Here is a 22,697-nt window from a genome sequence, read left to right on the forward strand (position 1 = left end):
CGATTATCTGCGAGTGACCATGGACCATTTTCATTACCGCGACGGTGCCCTGTGGTGCGAGGGCGTGCCGCTGACCCGGATCGCCGACGAGGTGGGCACCCCCGTCTACGTCTATTCCGCCGCCGCCTTCCGCGCGCAGGCGCGCGCGTTCCGCGATGCGCTGTCGGGGGTGCCGGACGTGCATCTCGCCTATGCGATCAAGGCCAATCCCAATCTGGCGGTGCTGCGCGTCGTCGCCGCCGAGGGCTATGGCGCCGATGTCGTCTCCGGCGGCGAGATGGCGCGCGCGTTGGCGGCCGGTATCCCGGCGAGCGGGATCGTCTTCTCGGGCGTCGGCAAGACGCGCGCCGAATTGCTGCGCGGGCTGCAGGCTGGAATTGGCCAGTTCAACCTCGAGCTGGAAGAAGAGGGTATCGTCCTCGCGCAGCTGGCGCACGAACGCGGACTGACCGCGCGCGCGGTGCTGCGCGTCAACCCGGACGTCGACGCGGGCACGCACGCCAAGATCTCGACCGGGCGTAAGGAGAACAAGTTCGGCGTGCCGATCGATCAGGCGCCGGCGATGTATGCGCGGCTGGCGGCGCTGCCTGGCCTGTCGATGCAGGGCGTTGCAATCCACATCGGCAGCCAGTTGTTCGATCTCGCCCCGCTGGAAGCCGCCTATGTCCGCGTGAAGGCGCTGGCCGACGAGCTGCGCGCAGCAGGTCATGAGGTGGCGCGCGTCGATCTCGGCGGCGGGCTCGGCGTCCGCTACAAGGCCGGCGACGATCCGCGCACCCCGGCCGAATATGGCGCGATGGTCGAGCGCGTGACCAAGGGCTGGGATGTGCAACTGATGTTCGAGCCCGGTCGCGTGATCGCGGGCAATGCCGGGGTGCTGCTGACGCGTGTCATCTGGGTGAAGCCGGGGGTGGTGCATCCCTATGTGATCGTCGACGCGGCGATGAACGATCTGGCGCGTCCGGCGCTGTACGACGCATGGCACGATGTCGATGCGGTGACGCCGAGCGGCGAACGGATGACGGCGAACGTCGCCGGCCCGGTGTGCGAGACCGGCGACACCTTCGCGATGGCGCGCGAGATGGACGCGGTGCGGGGCGGCGACCTCGCCGTGCTGCGTACCGCCGGCGCCTATGGCGCGACGATGGCGTCGACCTACAACAGCCGCGCCTTGGTGCCCGAGGTGCTGGTCGATGGCGATCGCTATGCGGTGGTCGCCGACCGCATCGCCGCGGAGACGATCCTCGCCGCGGAGCGCGTGCCGGAGTGGCTGTAGGGGCGGGCGTGACCTTTGCCGTATACCGTCACCCCGGCAAAGGCCGGGGTCCAGTTGGGGGACGTAGCCGCATCAAACGCTCCGCTTGCCACTGGACCCCGGCCTCCGCCGGGGTGACGGGAAGTGAGGGGAGTGCCCTTCCTCGTCATTGCGAGCGCAGCGAAGCAATCCAGAGCCAAGCGCGCAACGCTCTGGATTGCTTCGCTGCGCTCGCAATGACGGCGTGGGGTCGCGCGGCATGACGCTCCACAGCCTCCCGCTATTTGTCCGCCTTAACGGCCGCCCGGTGATCCTCGTCGGCGAGGGCGAGGCGGCGGAGCCGAAGCGGCGGTTGCTCGAACGTGCGGGAGCGGTGATCGTCGGCGAGGACCATTCCGACGCCCGCCTCGCGATCGTCGCCGATGACGACGAAGCAGTCGCGCGGCTCAAGGCGCGCGGCGTGCTGGTGAATGCCGTCGACCGCCCCGAACTCTGCGACTTTACCTTGCCCGCGATCGTCGACCGCGCGCCGGTACTGGTCGCGATCGGCACCGGCGGCGTTTCGGCCGGGCTGGCGGCGGCGGTGCGGCAGCGGCTGGAGGCGGTGCTGCCCGCGTCGTTGGGGCGGCTCGCCGAGGCGCTGCACGGTGCGCGCGCGGCGTTGCGCGCCGCGCTGCCCGATGGCGGCGCGCGGCGGCGCGCGATCGGCGCGGCGCTCGCACCCGGTGCTGCGCTCGATCCGCTGACCGATTATGACGGGCGTGACGCTGCGGCGGCGGTGCTCGGCGGGCGGGCGACGACCGGCGTCGTGCGGCTCGAACTCGCCTCGCGCGACCCCGACGACCTCACGCTGCGGCAGGCGCGGCTGCTCGCCGCCGCCGACCGCGTCACGCACCGCGCCGACGTCCCTGCCGCGATCCTCGACCGGGCGCGCGCCGACGCCGCGCGTGAACGATGCGACGAAGCGCCGACGGACGGCACCGGGCTGACCGTCGATATCGGAATGCGATCATGAGCGGCGTGGCATGGCGCGTCGGAGAGGACGGCAAGGTCGACAAGGTCGCACCGAAGGCGGCGCTGTCGGGGGAGGCGACGTTCCGATGGATTCATCTCGCCTCGAACGCCGCCGAGGCGCAGGCGTGGCTGCGCGACGCCGCCGGGCTCGACACCTTTACCGTCGACGCGTTGACCGCCGCCGAGACGCGCCCGCGTGCGGAGAAGATCGGGCACGGTGCGTTCGTCAACCTGCGCGGGCGTACCGACGAGCCGCTCGACACTTCGGACGTGCTCGCCTCCATCCGCATCTGGGCGACCAAGGGGCGCGTCATCACCGTCTCGCGCAAGCGACTGGTGACGCTGGCGCGCGTCGAGGAGCAGATGGAGCGCGGCGAGCTGCGCGACCCCGGCGACCTGATCGCGGCGATCGCCACTGCGATCACCGAGGACCTCGACCCGGTCGTCGCCGATCTCGGCGACGGGCTCGACGATTGCGAGCAGAAGCTGAGCGCGCACCGCGTCTTCGAGCTGCGCCGTTCGGTGACGCGGATGCGCTCGGAGGCGATCAATTACCGCCGCTTCCTCAGCCCACAGCGCGCCGCGCTGGAGCGGCTGGCGACGTTGCCCGGCGACTGGCTGGCGGAAGACGATCGCGCGCATCTGTCCGCCGCCGCCGACCGCGCCGCGCGCATGGCCGAGGAGGTGGAGTCGATTCGCGAGCGCGCCGCGCTGATGCACGAGGCGCTGACCGACCTGCGCGCCGAACAGCTCGACCAGCGCAGCCTGGTGATCGCGATGGTGGCGATGATCTTCCTGCCGCTGACGTTCCTGACCGGACTGTACGGGATGAACGTCAAGGGGCTTCCCTATGCCGAGGAACCGTGGGCGTTCGACGCGATCGCGGGCGCGTGCGCGGTGATCGCGGCGGGGATCGTGATCTGGTTCGTCCAGCGGCACTGGTTCAAGGGCTAGGCGCGCGCGCTGTCGCGTCCGTCATCCCCGCGAAGGCGGGGATCCAGAACCTCTAACGGCAGCAACTCCTTCGAAGACCTGCGCGTCTGGATCCCCGCCTTCGCGGGAATGACGGACGTCGCTTTACGCCGCGCGCGCCTGACGCCAGGCGCTGGCGATTTCCTCCAGCTCGGCGGCGACGGCGCGGAACGGGCTGCCGTCGGTGCCGATGCTCGCCTCGATCACCTGCCGCCGGCAGCCACCATAGAAGCGTGCCAGCGCGCGCGACACGTCGCCGCCCTTCTCGAAATCGAGATTGGCTTCCAGCGCGAACAGGATCGCGGTGGCGCGGGTGATGCGTTCGCTGCGGGTGGCGAACTGCTTGTGATCGGCCGCCCAGGCGGCGACGCGCAGCGCCTGCGTCAGCTCCTCGTAGAGCAGCTGGACGAGCGCCGGGCCGTCGGCCGCAGCGGTGCGGCCCGCGAGGTCGATCTCGCGATAGGTGCGCGCCGGATCGCGCAGCAGGGAAGAGGCGTAGGCCATGATCTGTCGTCTCTCCCGATCAGCTCGACTTGTACCAGCCGTCGATCTGCTGCTTCATGAACGACTGCGTCTGCTTGTAGGCCGATACGCGAGAGTTCATGCTGGCATATTGCTGCGTCAGCCGCGCCGAGAACCGCGTCGACTGTTCGTCGATCTTGGCGCTTTCCTTGGTCAGATCGTCCTGCGCCTTGCGGAGCTTCAGGTCGGTTGCGCCGAGCCCGTAGAGCGTGCTGCCCGACGAGAGCTTCAATGACTGCATCGCGGCGTTGATGCCGGTCGCGCCGAAGCTGTTGGGCGTGAACATCGCCTGGATCGCATCGGGCGAGTCCTTCATCGCCTTGGTCAGCGCGGCGTCGTCGATCGTCAGCTCGCCGGTGGTCTTGTCGGTGGTGACGCCGATCCCGGCCAGCGTGGAGGGCGTGCCCGGCGCTGCATCGGGGAGCAAGGTCTTGCTCGCAAAGCCCTGCAGGTTGCGCAGCAGCTGCTTGGCGGCGGGATCGGCGCGCAGGCTGCCGTCGACCGCATTGGTCTGCTGCTTCACCTCGTTGAGCAACTGGTTGAAGGTCTCGACGAAATCCTTGACGCCGTTGGTCAGCGCGGTGTCGGGGCGCGTGCCGGTCAGCGTCATCGAACCGGTGCCGGCCAGCGTCAGCTTCACGCCGGGGATCAGATCGCTGATCTCATTGCTGGGACGCTGGACGGTGACGCCGTCGACCGACAATTCGGCGTTGGCGGACTTGCCGACGACCGCCATCTTCGAGGTCGCGGTCGCATCCGGCCCGATGCTGAGCGTATCGAGCGTGCCGCCGGTGCCCTTCACCGAAAACGCCTGCGCGGTGCCGCTCTGCCCCTTCAGCGACAGGAACGCGCCGCCATCGGCGTCGGTGATGATCGCGGCGGTGACGCCGGTGTTCTTGGCGTTGATCGCGGCGGCGATCCCCGACAGCGTGTCGTTGGGCGGCGCGATGTCGACGTCGAAGCTCAGGTCGGTGCCGTCGCTGGCCTTGCCGACGGTCAGGCCGTCCATCTTGCCCGCGGTGTAATTCGCGGTGCCGATGTTGATCGTCAGCTTGCCGGTGCCGAACTGGTCGGTCTTGCCCAGCTTCGCGCTGGTAACCGTCTGGACGGTGGCGAGCGAGGTGACGGTGACGTTCGCCGAGGCGGTGGCCGACATCGGCGCACCGGAAATCGCGGTCGCGCCGGCGACCTTCGGATCGCTGACGTTCGGCTGCGTCGCGAGCGAGCCGCCAGTGACGAGCGTGTTGACCGCCTTGGCGAAGTCGCTGACGAAATTCTTGAGCGTCGCGGCGTCGGAAATCTGCGCGGTCAGCTTGTCGGTCTTGGCGGTGATCTGCGCGCGCTTGGCGGCGAACTGCGCGTCGACCAACTGCGTGACGAGCGTGTCGGTGTCCACACCCGAGCCCGAGCCGAGCGAGGTCAGGATCGAGTTGGCGGTCGACTTGTTGATCGAGGATGCGGTCGACGTCTTGGTGGTCGACGACGCGGTCGCCGACGACGTTTTCGTCGTCGTCGCCGTGCTGCTCGTGCTGGTGCTGCTGATCGTCGCCATGATGCTCTCCTAAACGGCCGCGCGCGGCGATTCTTTATGACTGTCGGACACCATTTTCGTCGAAACGTGCGGTGTCGGGCACGTCGACCGGCGGTTGCGTTCCGCCGGCTTGCGCATTGAGTCCAAAGACAAAAGCCAGCACGGTGGCGATGGCGAGGTACAGATCGTCGCGCACCTCCTGTCCCTCGCGGCTGGTATAGTAAACGGCGCGCGCCAGCGCCGGATACTCGAGGATCGGCAGCGCGCGGTCCTTCGCGGCGGACCGGATCGCGAGCGCCAGCGCGCCGCGCCCCTTGGCGACCACCACCGGCACCTCGTCGCGCCCACGTTCGTAGCGCAACGCGACCGCGAAATGCGTCGGGTTGGTGAGTACGACATGCGCCTGGTCGAGCGCCTTGTGCATCCCCCCGGACAGCATTTCGCGCTGCTTCATGCGCATATGCCCCTTCATCTCGGGGTTGCCCTCGCTCTCCTTATGCTCGTCCTTGACCTCCTGCTTGGTCATGCGCAGCTTCTTGAGCAGCTGCATGATCTGGGTCGGCACGTCGATCATGCCGATCGCGACCAGCCCCATCGACATGACGAGCAGGACGTGGGTCAGCGTCGACCCCAGCCCAGCGAGCGCGACCGGCAGGTTCGAGGCGGCGAGCCCGAAGCTGAAATGCGCGGTCTGCCGCAGCATCCACGCGCCGATCGCGCCCAGCAACGTCACCTTGAGCAGCGATTTGCCGAGTTCGATCCAGCCCTGCATCCCGACGATGCGCATGATCCCGGAGCCGGGATTGATCCGTGATGCCTTGGGCGCGAGCAATTTGGCGTTGAAGCTGAGCGAGCCGAGCCCGGCCTGGCTGGCGATCGCGGCGGCGATCGTGATCGCGAACAGCGTGCCGAGCGGCGCGGCGAGCTTCCACCCGGCCTGCACCAGCGGGCGCCACGGCTGGAAATCCTCGACATCGGCGCGCCCGAAGCTGAAGCTCGCCGCCATCACCTCGCGACACGCCGCGAGCAGCGCCGGGCCGAAGAACATGATCCACGTGATGCCGGCCAGCACGACGAACGCGGTTGCGAGATCGCGGCTCTTGAGGACATCGCCCTTCTCCTTGGCGTCGTCGCGACGCTTCTGGGTTGGGGCTTCTGTCTTGTCGCCACCCTCCGACATCAGCCGAGCACCAGGCTTTGCGCGGCGGCGAGCCCTTCACGGACGATCACCTGCATGTAATCGCCCATCGCGGGCAGCGCGATCGCGAGGCTGATTACGCCGACCGCAAGGCTGGCGGGCAGGCCGATCGAGAACAGGTTGAGCGACGGCGCCGAGCGCGACACCATCCCCATCACCAGGTTGAGGCACAGCAGCAGGAAGCCGACCGGCAGCGCGAGCAACAGCCCGGCCATGAACGCATAGCCGCCGAACAGCGCGATGTCGCGCAGCTGCGCCGCGTTCATCCACGCCGCGCCGGGCGGCAGCGCGGTGTAGCTCTTCACCACCATGTCGACGAGCACCAGATGCCCGTCGAGCGACAGGAACAGCAAGGTCAGCAGGATCGACAGGAACTGGCCGACCGCCGGGCTGGAGCGCCCCGAATTGGGGTCGATCATATTGGCGAAGCCGATCCCCATCGATCCGCCGATGATCTCGCCCGCCACCAATGGTGCGGCGAAGGCGATCTGGACGATGAAGCCCATCGCGAGCCCGACCAGTGCTTCGGCCGCGACCGCCACGAAGGTGGCGAGCGCGAAGATCGTCGGCGGCTGCTGGATCGATGTGGTGCCGAGCACCAGCACCCCGACCGCGCCCGACAGCGTGATCCGCACCGGCAAGGGCACGGAGACGTTGCCGAACACGGGTGCCGCGATGAACGCCGCGCCGACGCGGATCATCACGAAGATCAGCGCCCAGAGTTGCGGTTCGATGCTTAAGCCAAAGCCCAGCACCTTACGCCTCCGTCACCCCGGCGCAGGCCGGGGTCCAGAGCCACGCAGAACCACGCTTGCGGCTCTGGACCCCGACCTGCGCCGGGGCGACGGGGAGGGTCTGGCCCAAGGTTAGTGGACCAGATCCGGGATGCGCGCGAAGATCTCGGTGGTGAAGTCGCTCAGCAGCCCGAGGATCATCGCGCCGAACACCATGATCGACACCGCGACGACGATCAGCTTCGGGACGAAGCTCAGCGTCTGTTCGTTGATCGAGGTCGCGGCCTGCACCATCCCGAGGATCAGCCCCGACAGCAACGCCGGGATCAGGATCGGCGCGGAGACGAGCGCCAGCACCCACATGGTCTGGTTGGCGACGGTCAGGAAGTAATCGGCGTCGACGAGCGGTTGCATGTCACTATTCTCTCTTCGTCATTCCCGCGGAGGCGGGAATCCAGATGCGCAGGTCTGGCGATGGAGTCGGTACGTCGGAGGTTCTGGTTTCCCGCCTTCGCGGGAATGACGGAAGGCTAAGTGGCGAACGAATTTGCCAGACTGCCCATCGTCAGCGCCCAGCCATCGACCAGCACGAACAACAGCAATTTGAATGGCAGCGAGATGATCGTCGGGCTAAGCATCGCCATGCCGAGCGCCATCAGCACGGTGGCGACGACCAGGTCGATGACGATGAACGGCAGGAACAGCAGGAAGCCGATCTGGAACGCGGTCTTCAGTTCCGAGGTGACGAACGCCGGCAGCAGCACCGAGTACGGGATGTCGTTCGGCGACGCATAGGGGCCGGACTTTGCCATCTGCGCGAACATCGTCACGTCCTTCACGCGCGTCTGCTTGGACATGAAGGCGTGCAGCGGTGCGGCGGCGGTCTGGATCAGCTGCGTGCCGTTCATCCGCCCCTGCGAATAGGGCTGAATCGCGGTCGTGTTGATCTGGTTGATCGTCGGCGCCATGATGAAGAAGCTGAGGAACAGCGACAGGCCGATCAGCACCTGGTTGGGCGGGGTCTGTTGCAGCCCCATCGCCTGCCGCAAAATCGACAGCACGATGATGATCCGCGTGAAGCTGGTCATCATCAGCACGATGCCTGGCAGCACCGTGAGCAGGCCCATGATGATGAGCACTTGCAACGACAGCGACAGCGAGCCGTTGTTGTTCTGCGCGCCGGCATCGCCGCGCGACAATTGCCCGAGCGCGCGATCGACCGCGTCGCCGACGCCCGGTGCGGGCGCCGCCGGGGCACCCTGTACCGCCGGCTGCGACGGGGCAGGGAAGTTCTGCGCCAGCGCCGGCATCGCGACGCACAGCGCCACGACGATCGCGAGCAATGCGAGGATCAGGTGCGACCTTTTGCCCGCGGTCCGTGCGCGCGGGCGGATCAGCGCGCCGCTGTGCATCGCCGAGGCGCTCACGCGGCGGGCTCCACCGGCACGCGCCCTTCGGCCTTGTCGACCAGCGTCACCCCGGCGCGGTTGACTGACACGAGCAGCCGACGCCCCTCGAAATCGACCACCGCCAGCTTGACGCCCGGCGAGATCATCATCGTCTCGCGCACCGCGATGCCGCGCGTCGACGGCTTACCCGGCATCCGCGCCTCGAGCCGACGCCACAGGTACAGGCAGCCAATCATCAACCCGCAGACGAGCGGGAGCATCACGACCAGCTTCAGGATATAGGTCCACATCATCGCGTGCGTGCCCCTCAGCCGCGCTTCTCGGGCGAGACCAGCTCGGTCATCTTGACGCCGTAGCGCTCGCCGACCGTCACGATCTCGCCGCGACCGATCAGCGTGCCGTTGACCAGCACGTCGAGCAGCTCGCCCGCCTGCCGGTCCAGCTCGATCACGCTCGATTCGCCCAGCGCGAGCAATTCGCGCAGCGACAAGGTGGTCGAGCCGATCTCGACGGTCAGCTTCACGTCGACGCCCTGCAGAAGCCGCAGGTTGGCGGCGACGGCGGCGTCGATCGCGAATCCGCCGGTCATGTCGTTCATTGCAGGGGTCCTTCGAACTTGGAGATGCGAATGGCCGCGCGGCCGTTGGACGTGCCCACGGTGCCCAGCCCCAGCGCCATCCCGCCGACCACGATCGGCACGTCCGCGCCGAAGCTGATCGGGATGATGTCGCCTTCCTTGAGATCCATGAGCCGCGAGAGCGGGATGGTCGGCTCGGCGAGCACCGAGCGGACCGGGAAGCGTACGCCCATCGCCGCGCGCGTCAGCTGGGTGCGCCATTCGGCGTCGACCTCGCTGGGCTTGGCGACGACCTTGCCAGTCAGCGCGACCGTGTGCGGCTTCAGCGTCGCAACCGGATAGAGGATGTCGACGAACGCCGGCTTGGCGCTGCCGCGCGCGATCGCGAAGCGGGTGGCGATCACCACCTCGTCGCCCTCGACGCCCGGGATCATGCTCCCGCCCAGCTCGAACGGCTCGGCGGTGAAGCGCGCGCGTGCCAGCGGCTCCCATGCGGTTTCCAGCGCGCGGGCCAATGCCTTGGCGATGCGCGCTACGATCACGTCGCAGGCCGGGGTGAATTCGAGCGCGAGCACCGGCGAGACGTCGCCGGTGCCGCCGAAGAACAGGTCGATGATCTCGACGACGAACTGGCTGTCGAGCACGCACAGCGCCGGGCGTCCGTCCATCGACAGCGGCAGCCACGCGGTCAGCTTGTCGCCACGCGCCGCGCGATAGTCGGCGAGCCGCAGCACCTCCAGCGGCTCGGCCCAGGCGCGCGTCTCGGCGCGCCAATAGCCCTCGAACGTCTGGCGAACCCCGCGGGCGGCGCGCGCCGACAGATGCTGCAACGTGTGCAGATCGCCGAACGGATGCAGCTTCGCGGGCGCGCCGCTCCCCCCGCCCAATGCGGCAGCAGGGCCGATCGGCGTACCGGAGTCGAATCCGGCGTCCAGGGAGGAGGGCGTGTTAACCATCTCCGTTCACTGAACCACGAAAGTGGTAAAGTAGACGTTACTGATCCCGCCAAACCCCTCCTTTTCGCGCAGAACCTGGTTGATCGTCGCGACGAGCCGTTTCTGAAGCTGCGCCTTGCCGGTTCCGGTGAACACCTGATCCTCGGGCGTGTCGCCCAGCGTCAGCAGGATCGCCGAGCGAATCGCAATGTCGTTGGTCTTCAGATTCGAGATGACCTTGTCGTCATAGGGCGTCGACACGGCCAGCCCGATCTGGATGAAGTGCACCGAATCCTGCAGGTTCGAGGTGAACTCCTTCTCCATCGCGTAATAGTTCGAGGCATAGGGCTCGCCGCCATGACCCTCCGGGGTCGGTGCGCCGTGCGACTCGCTGGCACCGCCTTCGCCCTCGCCGCCGCCCTCGGCCTTGGCTTCGCCACCGCCGTGGCCGCCCTCACCACCCTCGCCGCCTTCGCCGCCCTCACCGGCGTGCTTCTGCTCGCTCTTGGGGACGAGCTTGGGCTTGTTCGGGTCTTCGTGCGCGGCTGCTTTTTCGCCGCCGCCCCCGCCGACCATGCCCGAGCCGGCGGCATACAGACCGGCCCCGACGCCACCGCCCAACAGGACGATGACGCCGACGGCGCCGATCACGATCATCTTCATCTTGCCCTTTTTCTTGGGCGCGGCGTCTGCGGCCGGAGCGTCACTCATCGGTCGTTTCCCTTAGTCATGCGATACGCTGGTCGGTGTCGTCGGTATCCGCGGTGGCGGCCCGACGGGCGGAAGGCGGCGCGGCCGGGACCGGCGCGGCGCGTTGTTGCTGCTGTTGTTGCGAGGGCTGGCGGTCGCCCTGCGCGCTCGCGCCGCCGGGCTGCGCATGGTGGAGCTTCAGCCCGCGCGCCTCGGCCATTTCGGTGAGTCGCGGCTGCGCATCGGCGAGCATCGCGCGCGTCTGCGGTTGTTCGGCGGTCAGCTGGACCTGCACGCTATCGCCCTCGCGGCGCAGCACGACGTCGATCGAGCCGAGCGCGTCGGGGACGACGCGGATGCGCATGTCATTGGAATCGGCCATGTCGCGCAGCTTCTCGATGTGCTGGATCATCGCCGCGGGCCAGTGCGGCTGGCGCATGTCGAGCGTCTGCTGCTGCGCCTGGCCGGTCGCGGTGACCGCGGCGGCGGAGATCGCGGCGGTCGCCTGCGGTTGTGTGATCGGGGCGGCCGGATCGGCGGGGCGGGCGCGATCCTCGGCGGTGACGGCGCGGTGGATCGCCTCGGCGAAGGTGCGGGCGGCGCTGGCAATCGCCGGCGCGGGGGCGGCGTCGGTGGCGACCTGAGCAGGCGCGGGTGCTGCGCGCGGCGTGTCGCGGACAGCGGGAGCGTCGGCCGGGGGCGTTTCGATCGCCGCCACGGGTGCCGATGTGGTCGCGGCGGGGGACACGTCCGTGGTCGAAATGACCGGCTGTGGTGCGGGCGGCGTCGCGGCAATCGGGGCCGGGGTGACGATCGGTGCATCGACCTGGACCGTTGCGGCGCTGGCGATGATCGGGGTGGATGGTGCGACGGGAGCGGTGCGCAGCGGCGAAGCGGTGGCGACGTCGGTGCCTGCCGGCGCCGTTTCGGCGGGCGCGGTTTGCGTCGCGGCGGGAGCATCGTTCGCGGCCGCCGGTGCCGCGACCGGCGTCAAAATAGCAGCCTCGGTGCTGGGCGCGTCGACCGTTCGAGCCGCTGGACGTGGGCTTTCGACGGCGAGCGTGCGCGTCGGGGTCGCTGCGATCGACGTCGCGGCGGCGGATGGCATGTCGACGCGGATGGTCGACGTTGGAGCGGTGCGGGAGGGTGCGGCGTCCTGAACGATCGCGGCGGCGAGGTCGGGGGCGATCTCGACAATCGGCGGCTGACCCGCTTCGTCCGGCTTCGTGACGGGAGCGGCTGCGTTCGGGTCGCGAAGCGGCGTCGGCGCGAGGGTGGCGCGCGCGGGCTGTCGGGGTTGGGCGAGGGGAGGCGTTGCGCCCGACACGATGTCGGGAGCGCTGGCACCGCGCGGGGTCTGTTCCAGTTGGGTGACGATAGCCGGTGCGCTCGACAAGATGTCTGGACGCGCGGGCTGTTCCGGTTGGGGGACGGTCGCCGGTGCGTTCGACGCGCTGATAGGAGCGGTGACACCGCGCCGGGACGTGGCCGCCGGACCCGGCGTGGGGCGTGGAGGGGCCGACGCCGCTGCCGGGGCGGGAGCGGCGGGTTGCGGCGCAGGAGCAGGATCGGCGGATGATGGGGCGGCCTGCGGCGGGACGATCGCGTCCGCCGCGCGGGTGGCGGGAAGCGGGACGATCGTCGCCGTCGCCGTTGCAGGCGGAGTCCGGGTCTGGGCGACTGCGGCTTCCTCGGGCGAGGCGGTCGGCGTTGTCGTGGTCGGTTCGGCAGTCGGTGCGGTTACATGCGGGGAAACCACCGCGGAAAGCTGCGTCGCGCGACGCGGAGTCGTCGCGTGGGCCGGCGTGACGACGGTCGGCGTTTCGGTGCTCCGCTCCGGCGACGTGACGATCGACGGCACTGCGGGGGGCGACGCCGCCAGCGTGGCCTGAACGTCGGCGACCGGCACCGGGGCGTGCGGGGTGGTTGCGGGCGGCTCTACCGTCGCGGTCGTTGCGTCAGCGGTAATCGTCAGCGCGTCTGTGGGGGGGGGCGGCGTTTCGGTGGAAGCGATCGACGCGTCCCGATCGGCGTGGTCATGCGCGACCGCCTTTGCAATCGTGTCGGTCGCATCGATGTCGCTTTTGGTCAGCGGCGGCTGAACGGGCGGATCGAGGGTGACGACGCGCAGCCGCGGGCGCGCCGCCGGTTCGGCGGCCGGCGTCGGCTCTGGCGTCGGCGCTACTACAGTGCCGGGAACTACCGTCGCTACGGGAACCGCCACCTCGGCGGGCGTCGCGAGCGCCGGCGGCGGCGGGGGGACCGCCACGCCGGTCGCATCGGCCAGCCACGCCAGCGCCGCCTCGCCGGTCGGGATCGCGGCATCGACCAGCGGCAGCCCGGTGCCGGTACCGGCAAGATCCTGCCGCCCCGGCTCCCCCACGACCGTCGGCACGCCGACCGCGACGCCATCGCCGCAGCCGGGCAGCACCAGCTTCAGGAAGTCGCCGCTCGCGCCCGCCACGCCCGGCTTGGGCGAGGCCGCACCCGGCAGCATCGCGCCCGGTGCCGTCGTCAGGAGAAGGCTTGCGATCGTGGTCAAGGGTCAGGCCGCTTTCGTGGACAGGGTTCGCCAGCCACATTGCAAGGAGCGTGCCGTTTACTTCTTCGGGCGCGCGGGGACGTCCTCGAGCGTCTTCATCTCGGCGCGCAGATCGGCGGCGTGCTGGCGTTCCATCAGCTTTTCGACCGCGCTTTGGTCGCGGCGCGCGCCACGCGTTGCCTCGGTGCTGCGCTCGACCTGCGCCTCGGCGGCGCGGACGCGGTTCATCGCGGCCTCCGCCGAGCGGTGCAGCCGCTCGCGAAAATGCGCGGTCGCGGCGAGGTTGACCGCGCCGGCGACGGTGGATGGGGCTGGGGCGACGGCGTCGGCGAGCTGCGCGATGCGCTGCGCCAGTTGCGTTTCGCTGGTCAGCTGCGCCTGCGTCCGCGCCTCGTCGGCGCGCGCCAGCCCGAGCTGGAGCGTGCGGACGCGGTGCAGGCGCTTGAGCCGTTTGGCGTCAGGCATCGCCGAAGACGCCGACCAGCTCCATCTCGGCATCGGTCAGCGACACCATCTGGTGCGTGTCCTGGCGAATGAATTCCATGATCGCGGGTTGATAGGCGATCGCGGCGTCGATCGCGGGATCGCTGCCGCTGCGATATGCGCCCATCAGCACGAGGTCGCGGTTTTCCTCATAAGTCGCCAGATGCCGGCGCAGGATACGCGCGGCCTGCTGGTGATGCTGCGGCACGATGTCGTTCATGACGCGGCTGATCGACTTGGAGATGTCGATCGCCGGATAGACCGCGCGCTCGGCCATCGCGCGGCTGAGCACGATATGCCCGTCGAGGATCGAGCGCGCCGAATCGACGACCGGATCGTTGCCGTCGTCGCCGTCGGCGAGCACGGTATAGATGCCGGTGATCGACCCGCCGGTGTTCACGTCTGACCCGGCGCGCTCCAGCAGATTGGGGAGCATCGCGATCGCCGACGGGGGATAGCCGCGCGCCGACGCCGGCTCGCCCAGCGCGAGCCCGATCTCGCGCCCGGCGTGCGCGACGCGGGTCAGCGAATCGATGATGAGCAGCACGCTCTTGCCCTCGGCGCGGAACGCCTCGGCGATCGCGGTGGCGCGCAATGCGCCGCGGATGCGGAGCACCGGCGAGTGGTTGGCAGGTACCGCAACGACGACCGAACGCTTGCGCGCCTCGCCCGCGACCTTGGTTTCGAGGAAGTCGGCGACCTCGCGGCTGCGCTCGCCGATCAGCCCGATCACGACGACATCGGCCTGCGCCGCGCGCACCATCATGCCCAGCAGCACCGACTTGCCGACGCCCGAGCCCGCCATGATCCCGACGCGCTGGCCCTGGCCGACGGTGAGCAAGCCGTTGATCGCGCGCACCCCGACATCCATCGGCGCGAGCACGCGGCCCCGGTCGAGCGGCGATTGCATATGCCCGGCGAGCGGCCAGCGGCCTGCGCCGCGGATCGGGCCGAGCCCGTCGATCGGCTGGCCAGCGCCATCGACGACGCGCCCGAGCATCGCCGCGCCGACCTCCGCCTCCCCCGGGGGGCCGAGCGGACGGACAGGGGCGTTGGGAAGCAAGGCGGCGGGGCCGCCGAGATTCATCATCAGCGTGCGGCCGTTGCGGAAGCCGATCACCTCCGCCTCGACCTGCTGCCCGCCGTCCGCGCCGATCTTGCAGACGGTGCCGACCGGTAGCGACAGCCCGACCGCCTCCATCAGCAAGCCGTCATAGGACGAAAGCCGCCCGGCGACGCGCGGCTTCGGCCGCGATCCGGCGAGCGCGAGCGTGCCGAGGTAATCCTCGGCGAAGCGGTTCAGCACGCGGGCACCGCCGCGCGTTCGATCGCGTGGGTCAGCTGTTCCAGCCACATTGCGGGGCCGTCCTCGACGATCGTCGACGCGGCCTCCATGACGAAGCTGCCGCGTGCGACGCTTTCGTCGGCGACCGGGAAGACGGTGCCGGGCACGCGGCCTTCGAGCAGCGGCAAATCCTCGGGATGGACGCGCAGCATCGCCGATTCGCTGGCGTCGGCGAGCAGCTCGGTCGCGGCATCGACGCGCGCGGCGAGCAACGGCGCGGACACGCCGATCTCGCCGACCAATTGCGTGACCAGCATCGTGACGGTGCGACGCAATGCCTCGGCCATTGCGACGCGGTCGATCGCGCCGCCGGCCTTCATCGCGCCCGCGACCGCCTCCAGCAGCTCGCGCTCGCGCGACACCACCGCGTCCGCCGCCATCGCGGCGTCGGCGAGCCCTTCGTGATAGCCGGCGATCCGTGCCGCCTCGATCTGCTCGACGCAGGCCGGGATCGGCGCGTCGGCGTCGAGCATGTCCCAGCCGGCGGTCGGATCGGCATCCGGGTCCGCGGGCGAGAAATGGCGCGGCTGGTCGCCGGCCGTGTCGTCCGACGGGTGCTCGGCCGCGGTCGGCGCTGGGGAGCGGGCGCCGAACGCCTGTTCGATGCGCGCGATCAGGTCCGCGGGCGTGAAGCCCGGCGCGATCCCGGATTGCGCGCGCGTGCGGCTGAGTGCCGCGGCATCGGCGCGTGATGGCATACCACTGACGAAATCCGCCTCAGACATAATCGTCGTCGCCTGCCCCCAGGTTGATCGTGCCATCCTTGGCGAGGTTGCGGGCGATCTGGATGATCGCCTTCTGCGCTTCGAGCACTTCGCTCAGCTTCATCGGCCCACGCGCTTCCATATCGTCGCGGATGCCGGATGCGGCGCGGGCGGACATGCAGCCGAGGATGCGGTTGCGTGCCGCCTCGTCCACGCCCTTCAGCGCACGGCCCAGCGTATCGCCGTCGACGTTGCGGATGAGCGTGCCCAGCCCCTTGTCGTCCAGCTCCAGCAGGTTGTCGAAGACGAACATCGCCTCCTCGATCTGCCGCGCGATGTCGCGGTCCATCTTGAGCAGCTTCGGCATGACGCGCTGTTCGGTCGACTTGCGCGCGCCCTGCAGGATCTTCGCCGCCTCGCGCGCGCCGCCCAGTTGCAGCGCGGTGGAAGACGCGCCGCCGCCGCCGCTCGCCCCGCCGCCGCCGGTGCGGCTGGCGATCAGCGTGCGCAGCGCGTCGACCGCGTCGGGCGTGATCGGCCCGAGCCGCGCGATGCGGTGCAGGATGTCGGGCTGCGTCAGTTCGGGCAGCAGTTCGAGCACCTGGCTGCCGATCGCCGGATCGAGATTGGCAATCATCACCGCGCAGATCTGCGGATGCTCCTTGTCGAGCATCGCCGCGATCTCCTTGGCATCCAGCCAGTCGAGCAGGTCGATCTCGCACACCGCCTCGGCCGGGGTGATCTGCGCCAGCACGCTCTCGGCCTTGTCGCGGCCCAGCGCGCGCGTCATCACCGCCTCGACCTTCGGGCCGGGGTTGAAGGTGATGCCGGTGCGCTCGCGCGCCTTGCCGACGAAATCGTCGAGCACCAGCTCGACCTCTTCCTCGCTGACGTCGGCGACCGCGAACATCGCGGTGCCCAGCTTGCGGACCTCCTCGGGATCGAGCTTTTGCAGGATCGCGGCGGCCTCTTCCTCGCCGACGAGCATCATCAGCACCGCGGCGCGCTCGACGCCGGTGAAGATCCGCGGGGCGGTGGCGACCTCGGTCACGGTTTGGCGTCCGCGACCAGCATGTCACGCACCGCCAGCGCCGCGCGCGCCGGATTGTCGCGCGTGAAGCCGCGCACCGCGTCGATGCGCTCCTCGTAGCTCTGGCTGGTCTCGATCTGGTCGAGGCTGACCGGCGCCTGGACCGCGATGTGCTCGCCGTCCGCCTTTTCGCCGTCGGTGCCCTCGCCCGACGCATCGGTCAGCGCTGCGCCGTCGGCCTTGTTCGCGTCCGCGGCGGCGTCCTTGGCGGTGGTGGCGTCCTCGCGCTTCTTCATCAGCGCCTTGGCGATCGGACGCACGCCGAGCAGCAGCACCAGCAGCGCGATGACGAGCGCGGTCAGGTTGCGCGCGAGCATCGGCACCAGCGCATTGTCGTACCATTTCGGCGCGGCGGCGGCATCGGCGCTGGCGTCGGCGAACTTGCGGCTGATGACGGTGACGTTGTCGTTGCGCGACTGATCGAAGCCGACCGCGCTCTTCACCAGATCGTTGATCTGCTGGATCTCCATCGCGGTGCGCTTGGTCTTCTCGGGATCGCGGAGCAGCACCGCGACCGACAGCCGCTTGATGTTGCCCGGCGCGGCGCGCGTGACCGAGACTTCCTTGTTCAGATCATAGGCGCGCTGGAACGCGTCGGTCTGCTTGGCCGGATCGGGCGCGGGGCCGCCGGCGGCGGGCTGCGCCGCGGGGGTGCCGGGGTTGCCGGTCGCGGGCTGCGGGGTCGACAACTGCGAGGCGGGCGGCGGCGTGTTGCTGAGCGCACCCGGGATGCCGGACGGCGGCGCGTTGGTCGCCATGTTGCCGGTCCAGTTGCCGGTCTCGGCACGCAGCCGGCCTTCCTTGTCGTAGCTTTCGCGCGTCGCGCTGGTTTCGTCGAGGTTGACGTCGGCCTGCACCTCGGCAGTGAAATTGCCCGCGCCGACCAGCGGCGTCAGAAGCTGGATCAATTGCTGGCGATATTTGTCCTCGACGCGGCGCTGGAACTCGATGCGCTTGTCGTTGGCGCTGTCGGGGCCGTCGCCCGACTTGGTGAGCAGCCCGCCCATCTGGTCGACGATCGTCACCGCATCGGGCTTCAGCCCCGGCACCGACGAGGCGACGAGGTTGACGATCGACTGGACCTGTGCGTCGCTCAGCGAGCGGCCGCCCTGCAGCTTGACGACCACCGACGCCGACGGCGCGGCATTGTCGCGCACGAACACGCTCGCCTCGGGCATCGCCAGATGCACGCGCGCCTCGGCGACCGCGTCGATCTCCTGGATCGAGCGCGCCAGCTCGGTTTCGCGCGCCTGCCGCAGCCGTTCGCCCTCGACTGCGCGGCTGACGCCCATCGGCAGCTCGTCGAGGATCGCGTACCCGCCCGGCGCGGCCTTGGGCAGACCTTGCCCGGCGAGCAGCAGCCGCGCCTTGGAGAAATCCTCCTCGTTGACGGTCAGCGTGCCCGCCGAATCGTCGATATGGCTGGGGATGTTCGCGGCCGACAGCGCGGTGGTGACCGCGGCCTTGTCCGAATCGGGCAGCCCCGAGAACAACGTCTTCTGCGGCGGAGTCGACAGCGCCGACCAGGCGAGCCCGGCCGCGCCGATCAGCCCGACCATCAACGCCATCGGCCCGGCGCGGCGCACCGCGGGTTGCGCCATCACGCCCTGGATCTGGCGCAGCGGGTTGGCGAACTTCTCGGGCACCAGCGTGACGGGCACCGGGTTCTGCGGGGTGAGAGCGTTGCTCATATCAGACCGGCATGCTCATGATGTCCTTGTACGCGGACAGGATCTTGTTGCGGACCTGCAAGGTGGCCTCGAAGCCGACCGACGCTTCCTGACGTGCGAGCATCACCTTCGCGATGTCGACGGTCTCACCGCGTTCGTATTGCTCCGACAGCGCCGAGGCCTTTTGCTGGCCGTCGTTCACCTTGGCGATCGCCGACTGCATCGTGTCGGCGAAGCTGCTCGCGTTCGCCGCGCCGCCGGTGACCGGGGCAGGAGCCGCCGAGGCCACGCCGCTGGTGCGGTTCAGCGCGGCGTTGCGCTCCAGGATCTGCGCGCGCAGCGCCATCACCCGGTCGACGCCGCCGACGCCTCCGATCGCGCTCATGCCGACAGCATCCGGCTGGTGCCGGCGGCGAGATCGTCACCCTGTTCCCGCGCCTTGGCGAGCCGGTAGCGCAGCGTCCGCTCCGAAATGCCGAGCCGCTTCGCGGTCTCGATCCGGCTGCCGCCGCACGCCGCCAGCGTCTCGCGGATCGCGGCGAATTCGGAGAATTGCACGACCTGCCCCAGCGTATTGTCGTCGCCGCCGTGGCCCGATGCGGCGCGCGGCGCGGGCGAAGGACGGTCGAAGACGATGTGATCGGCCTCGATCGTGTCGCCGCCCGCGAACAGCAAGGCGCGCTGGATCACATTCTCCAGCTCGCGGACGTTGCCCGGCCAGTCGTGCGCGACCAGCCGCGCGATCGCGGCGTCGCTCGGCCACGGCACCGAGGCGCGGGTGCCGGCGTGGCGCAGGATCATCGTCGCGGCGAGCGCGGGAATGTCCTGCGGCCGCTCGGCGAGCGCGCGGGTCGACAGCGGGAACACCGACAGGCGGTAGTAAAGATCGGCGCGGAACCGGCCCGCCGCCACCTCGGCCTGAAGATCGCGGTTGGCGCAGGCGACCACGCGCACGTCCACCGCCTGCGGCATGGTCGCGCCGATCGGCACCACCTCGCGCTCCTGCAACACGCGCAGCAGCTTGGCCTGAAGGTTGAGCGGCATCTCGGCGATCTCGTCGAGCAGCAACGTGCCGCCGTTCGCGGCGCGGAAGAAGCCCTCACCGCCCGACGACGCGCCGGTGAACGCGCCCTTCTGGTGGCCGAAGAGCATCGCCTCCAGCATCGTCTCGGGCAAGGCGGCGCAGTTGATCGCGACGAACGGGCCGTCGCGGCGCTCGGAGTTCAGGTGGATGGTGCGCGCCAGCACTTCCTTGCCGGTGCCGGTCGGGCCGTTGATGAGCACGGTGATGTCGGCCTGCGCGACGCGCTCGGCCAGCGCGAGCAGCGCCAGCGACTCGGGATCGGCGGCGGTCGGCAGCTCGGGCCCGCCGACCAGCGCACGCGCGAAGGCGTTGCCGACCGCCACATCCTCGTGGCCATAGGCGATGCGCGCCGGTTGGCCGTCGCGGAACGGGATCACCTCGCGCCCGGCATTGCCGACGATCAGCGTACGCGCCGGGGCGGGCACCGCCTCGCCGTCGGCGACCAGATAGGCGACGTTCGGCTGCGGCCGGGCGGCGGGGGCCTGCACGGCAAAGCCCTGCGCGCGCAGCGAGGACACGAGCGTCAGGTGCGCGCGCTCCACGGTGGCTGTCGGCATGATCGAACGCATGGCCAGTATTTCCCTCGAATCAGTGCGACGGTGATGCGGCCGTGGTGGTTAACGCGCGGTATAATTGCCGCCGTTGCCGGCAGACTTTTTCCGGGCGCCCGGGGCGCCCGCGCGCGCATACACGTAGGGGGAAGTGGGAGGCGGGGGCGGTCCGCCCCTCGCAGAAATTCTGCGACGAAAAGCGCTAAAGGTCCGGCGCGGGCAGCCGTTTGATGCGGTGACGGCACGGCCACCTGCTCATTCGGGGGCGGCGGGACGGGCCGGTAGATGGAGATTTTCCCATGACCGTGATCAACACCAACACCTCGGCAATGCGCGCCACCAACGCTTCGACCGCCGCGAGCAAGGCGCTGTCGACCTCGATGGAGCGTCTGTCGACCGGCAAGCGCATCAACTCGGCGAAGGACGACGCCGCCGGCCTCGCGATCGCGAACCGCATGGCGAGCCAGACCAAGAGCATGGCGATGGCCGTCCGCAACGCCAACGACGGCATCAGCCTGGCGCAGACCGCCGAAGGCGCGATGGGCGAAGTCACCAACATGCTGACCCGCATGAAGGAACTGTCGACGCAGTCGGCCAACGGTACGCTGAAGGACACCGACCGCAGCGCGCTCCAGTCGGAAATGAGCCAGCTGACGCAGGAAATCGCCAACGTCGCCAAGACGACCTCGTTCAACGGCGTCAACTTGCTCGACGGCAGCTCCGATGCGGTCAAGCTGCAGACCGGCATCAACGCCGATCAGACGATCGATATGAAGCTGACCGACACCCGCACCTCCTCGCTGGGCCTGACCGCCTCGGTTAAGGGCGGCGAAGTGGCGGCGGCAGTCTCCGCCGGCGATGTGAAGATTAACGGCGTGGACATCGGCACTGCGACCAAGGACGCCTCTTCGGTGGCGGCGGCGGTCAACAGCAAGCCGACCACGGGTGTCGTTGCGACCGCAAAGAACACTGTCACTGCAACGCTGGACGCGACGAAGCTGGTGGTCGGCAACAAAATGACGGTTGGCGGCACCGTCGTCACGATGACGGCGGCCGAGAAGGATGCAACCTCGGTAGCGGCGCGCATCAACCAGACGCTCGGTTCGACCAGCCAAATCTCGGCGAGCGCCGATAAGGACGGCAATCTGGTGCTGACCAGCAAGGACGGCAGCAACATCGGCATCACCAACACCGATGCGATGATCAGCAGCGCCACGACCCCGACCAACTCGACCCTCATCGCCAGCTCGGCGACGGCTGCCGTGACCGCAATCGGGACGGTTTCGCTGGAAGATATGTCGGGTGCGGGCATCGACATCACCGGCACCACCCCGGGCAACGGCGGTTTCACGACCGGCAAGACCGCTGGCGTCGTCTCGATCGCAACCCAGGCCGGTGCCTCGGCGGCGATGGCGGTGATCGATAGCGCGCTCGACAAGGTCTCGGCGGCGCGTGGTACGATGGGTGCGGCGCAGAACCGGCTGGAATCGACGGTCAACAACCTGACCACCACCGCGACCAACCTGTCGGACGCCAAGAGCCGTATCGAGGACGCCGACTTCTCGACCGAGACGACCGCGCTCGCCAAGGCGCAGATCCTCGGTCAGGCCTCGACCGCGATGCTGGCGCAGGCCAACCAGTCGCAGCAGGGCGTGATGAAGCTGCTCGGCTAAGTCCGGCAGCCGACCACCGGCCTCTTGCCCCCGATCAGAGCGGGGCCGGTGCCGGACAAGAAGACCCCCGTCAGCCGGATGGCTGGCGGGGGTTTTCGCTGTTTGCGGGTCCGCGCCGAACGCCGTCGCGCCTGCGCAGGCAGGGGCCTATCGCTGTTTCGTTGGTCGATCAGGCTGACACATTGCGCGTGAGCCGTGTGTCAGATGACGCGCGGCACGACGCAGACATGGGCCCCTGCCAGTGCAGGGCGACGGCGCGTGGCGCGGATGGCAGCCCCTCTTGCGCGGTCGCCTGCGTTCGTTCGATTCCAGCCGGGCGGCGTGATGAAATGAGGGCGCGTGATCGTTACGCGCGCTTCTTTCGGGATGCCGGCGTCTTCTTGACCGGCGCTCTCCGCCCGGCTGCAACGCCGAGCATTGCCCATTCGCGCAATGCCTCGGGATCGTCGTGGCACTCCTCGGGCGCGCGGCGGTAGTTCATCGACGCCACCGTGCCGTCGCGGCGCTCATGCGTGAAGCGCGCGCAGCCTGCCGCGTCCCATGCCGCGTCGCTGTCGGCATCGCCCTTGAACCACAGGCTGCCGTCGCCGTCGACGATCGCGAAGACCACACCGTCGAGGTAGAGCGTCACGCCGCCCATCATCCGGCGGTGCGTGACGCTGCCCTCCGCTGTCAGCGCCTCCGCGACCCAGTCGATCAATCCCTGGTCCAGCGCCAC

Annotated in this window: 23 protein-coding genes and 2 pseudogenes; 6 read left to right on the plus strand and 19 right to left on the minus strand. The window is 69.4% G+C overall.

Annotated elements, in window-relative coordinates:
* Positions 1-19: 19 nt before the first annotated feature.
* From lysA to SPHPH_RS0115360, 3 genes are all read left to right on the plus strand, one after another.
* On the plus strand, positions 20-1,276 hold the full coding sequence (lysA, locus tag SPHPH_RS0115350) for a diaminopimelate decarboxylase (RefSeq protein ID WP_028967492.1): 1,257 nt from the start codon (positions 20-22) through the stop codon (positions 1,274-1,276).
* A 238-nt stretch (positions 1,277-1,514) separates the two neighbouring features.
* A complete protein-coding gene (locus SPHPH_RS0115355; protein ID WP_028967493.1) occupies positions 1,515-2,270 on the plus strand; it encodes a precorrin-2 dehydrogenase/sirohydrochlorin ferrochelatase family protein in 756 nt (251 codons plus the stop codon).
* Positions 2,267-3,223 (plus strand): zinc transporter ZntB, encoded by a 957-nt coding sequence (locus SPHPH_RS0115360; RefSeq protein WP_028967494.1) that lies wholly within the window; start codon positions 2,267-2,269, stop codon positions 3,221-3,223. The genes SPHPH_RS0115355 and SPHPH_RS0115360 overlap by 4 nt, the downstream gene beginning before the upstream one ends.
* Before the next feature lie 123 nt (positions 3,224-3,346).
* Here the strand turns inward: SPHPH_RS0115360 and SPHPH_RS0115365 are convergent, their stop codons facing one another.
* Both SPHPH_RS0115365 and fliD read right to left on the minus strand, forming a co-directional pair.
* Positions 3,347-3,745, minus strand: coding sequence for a flagellar export chaperone FliS (locus tag SPHPH_RS0115365; protein ID WP_028967495.1), 399 nt, complete (start codon positions 3,743-3,745; stop codon positions 3,347-3,349).
* Positions 3,746-3,764: 19 nt separating this feature from the next.
* Positions 3,765-5,159, minus strand: a complete 1,395-nt coding sequence (fliD, locus tag SPHPH_RS0115370; protein WP_051273049.1) for a flagellar filament capping protein FliD — start codon at positions 5,157-5,159, stop codon at positions 3,765-3,767.
* Between fliD and SPHPH_RS21330 the strand changes: the two genes are divergently transcribed.
* Entirely contained in the window at positions 5,152-5,328 is a 177-nt protein-coding gene (locus SPHPH_RS21330; protein WP_162143933.1) for a hypothetical protein, read from the plus strand. The genes fliD and SPHPH_RS21330 overlap by 8 nt on opposite strands.
* 21 nt (positions 5,329-5,349) lie before the next feature.
* Here the strand turns inward: SPHPH_RS21330 and SPHPH_RS0115375 are convergent, their stop codons facing one another.
* From SPHPH_RS0115375 to SPHPH_RS0115450, 16 genes are all read right to left on the minus strand, one after another.
* Positions 5,350-6,474: an EscU/YscU/HrcU family type III secretion system export apparatus switch protein gene (locus SPHPH_RS0115375; protein WP_028967497.1), complete on the minus strand. Its 1,125-nt coding sequence runs from the start codon at positions 6,472-6,474 to the stop codon at positions 5,350-5,352.
* Complete coding sequence (gene fliR, locus SPHPH_RS0115380) at positions 6,474-7,247, minus strand: flagellar biosynthetic protein FliR (RefSeq protein WP_028967498.1); 774 nt, start codon at positions 7,245-7,247, stop codon at positions 6,474-6,476. The genes SPHPH_RS0115375 and fliR overlap by 1 nt, the downstream gene beginning before the upstream one ends.
* Before the next feature lie 111 nt (positions 7,248-7,358).
* Entirely contained in the window at positions 7,359-7,640 is a 282-nt protein-coding gene (gene fliQ / locus SPHPH_RS0115385) for a flagellar biosynthesis protein FliQ (protein ID WP_028967499.1), read from the minus strand.
* A 116-nt stretch (positions 7,641-7,756) separates the two neighbouring features.
* Positions 7,757-8,638, minus strand: coding sequence for a flagellar type III secretion system pore protein FliP (gene fliP, locus SPHPH_RS0115390; RefSeq protein ID WP_037489769.1), 882 nt, complete (start codon positions 8,636-8,638; stop codon positions 7,757-7,759).
* An 11-nt stretch (positions 8,639-8,649) separates the two neighbouring features.
* A complete protein-coding gene (locus tag SPHPH_RS0115395) occupies positions 8,650-8,928 on the minus strand; it encodes a flagellar biosynthetic protein FliO (RefSeq protein WP_028967501.1) in 279 nt (92 codons plus the stop codon).
* A 14-nt stretch (positions 8,929-8,942) separates the two neighbouring features.
* The gene (fliN, locus tag SPHPH_RS0115400; RefSeq protein WP_028967502.1) at positions 8,943-9,233 is read right to left on the minus strand and encodes a flagellar motor switch protein FliN; all 291 of its coding nucleotides are present in this window, start codon (positions 9,231-9,233) and stop codon (positions 8,943-8,945) included.
* Complete coding sequence (locus tag SPHPH_RS0115405) at positions 9,230-10,168, minus strand: flagellar motor switch protein FliM (RefSeq protein ID WP_028967503.1); 939 nt, start codon at positions 10,166-10,168, stop codon at positions 9,230-9,232. The genes fliN and SPHPH_RS0115405 overlap by 4 nt, the downstream gene beginning before the upstream one ends.
* 6 nt (positions 10,169-10,174) lie before the next feature.
* Positions 10,175-10,858, minus strand: coding sequence for a flagellar basal body-associated FliL family protein (locus SPHPH_RS0115410; RefSeq protein ID WP_028967504.1), 684 nt, complete (start codon positions 10,856-10,858; stop codon positions 10,175-10,177).
* Between the two features lie 16 nt (positions 10,859-10,874).
* A complete protein-coding gene (locus tag SPHPH_RS0115415) occupies positions 10,875-13,379 on the minus strand; it encodes a flagellar hook-length control protein FliK (protein ID WP_156026048.1) in 2,505 nt (834 codons plus the stop codon).
* A 57-nt stretch (positions 13,380-13,436) separates the two neighbouring features.
* Positions 13,437-13,844: a hypothetical protein gene (locus SPHPH_RS19940; RefSeq protein WP_037488675.1), complete on the minus strand. Its 408-nt coding sequence runs from the start codon at positions 13,842-13,844 to the stop codon at positions 13,437-13,439.
* Positions 13,837-15,168: a FliI/YscN family ATPase gene (locus tag SPHPH_RS0115425; protein ID WP_028967506.1), complete on the minus strand. Its 1,332-nt coding sequence runs from the start codon at positions 15,166-15,168 to the stop codon at positions 13,837-13,839. Before SPHPH_RS0115425 ends, SPHPH_RS19940 begins: the two co-directional genes overlap by 8 nt.
* A complete protein-coding gene (locus SPHPH_RS0115430) occupies positions 15,162-15,932 on the minus strand; it encodes a FliH/SctL family protein (protein WP_028967507.1) in 771 nt (256 codons plus the stop codon). Before SPHPH_RS0115430 ends, SPHPH_RS0115425 begins: the two co-directional genes overlap by 7 nt.
* Positions 15,925-16,962 (minus strand): flagellar motor switch protein FliG, encoded by a 1,038-nt coding sequence (gene fliG, locus SPHPH_RS0115435; protein WP_028967508.1) that lies wholly within the window; start codon positions 16,960-16,962, stop codon positions 15,925-15,927. Before fliG ends, SPHPH_RS0115430 begins: the two co-directional genes overlap by 8 nt.
* A complete protein-coding gene (fliF, locus tag SPHPH_RS0115440) occupies positions 16,959-18,692 on the minus strand; it encodes a flagellar basal-body MS-ring/collar protein FliF (RefSeq protein ID WP_028967509.1) in 1,734 nt (577 codons plus the stop codon). Before fliF ends, fliG begins: the two co-directional genes overlap by 4 nt.
* 1 nt (position 18,693) lies before the next feature.
* Entirely contained in the window at positions 18,694-19,056 is a 363-nt protein-coding gene (gene fliE, locus SPHPH_RS0115445) for a flagellar hook-basal body complex protein FliE (protein ID WP_037488678.1), read from the minus strand.
* Entirely contained in the window at positions 19,053-20,324 is a 1,272-nt protein-coding gene (locus tag SPHPH_RS0115450) for a sigma-54 interaction domain-containing protein (RefSeq protein ID WP_028967511.1), read from the minus strand. Before SPHPH_RS0115450 ends, fliE begins: the two co-directional genes overlap by 4 nt.
* A 281-nt stretch (positions 20,325-20,605) precedes the next feature.
* Here SPHPH_RS0115450 and SPHPH_RS21795 point away from each other — a divergent pair.
* Positions 20,606-21,016: pseudogene (locus SPHPH_RS21795) on the plus strand (flagellin N-terminal helical domain-containing protein); the annotation flags it as partial.
* Positions 21,017-21,709: 693 nt separating this feature from the next.
* Positions 21,710-21,979: pseudogene (locus SPHPH_RS21800) on the plus strand (flagellin); the annotation flags it as partial.
* A 346-nt stretch (positions 21,980-22,325) separates the two neighbouring features.
* Here the strand turns inward: SPHPH_RS21800 and SPHPH_RS0115460 are convergent.
* Positions 22,326-22,697 carry a TfoX/Sxy family protein gene (locus SPHPH_RS0115460; protein ID WP_028967513.1) on the minus strand — a complete coding sequence of 124 codons (372 nt, stop codon included), beginning with the start codon at positions 22,695-22,697 and terminating at the stop codon, positions 22,326-22,328.

Source organism: Sphingomonas phyllosphaerae FA2, assembly GCF_000427645.1.
Taxonomy (GTDB): Bacteria; Pseudomonadota; Alphaproteobacteria; order Sphingomonadales; family Sphingomonadaceae; genus Sphingomonas; species Sphingomonas phyllosphaerae.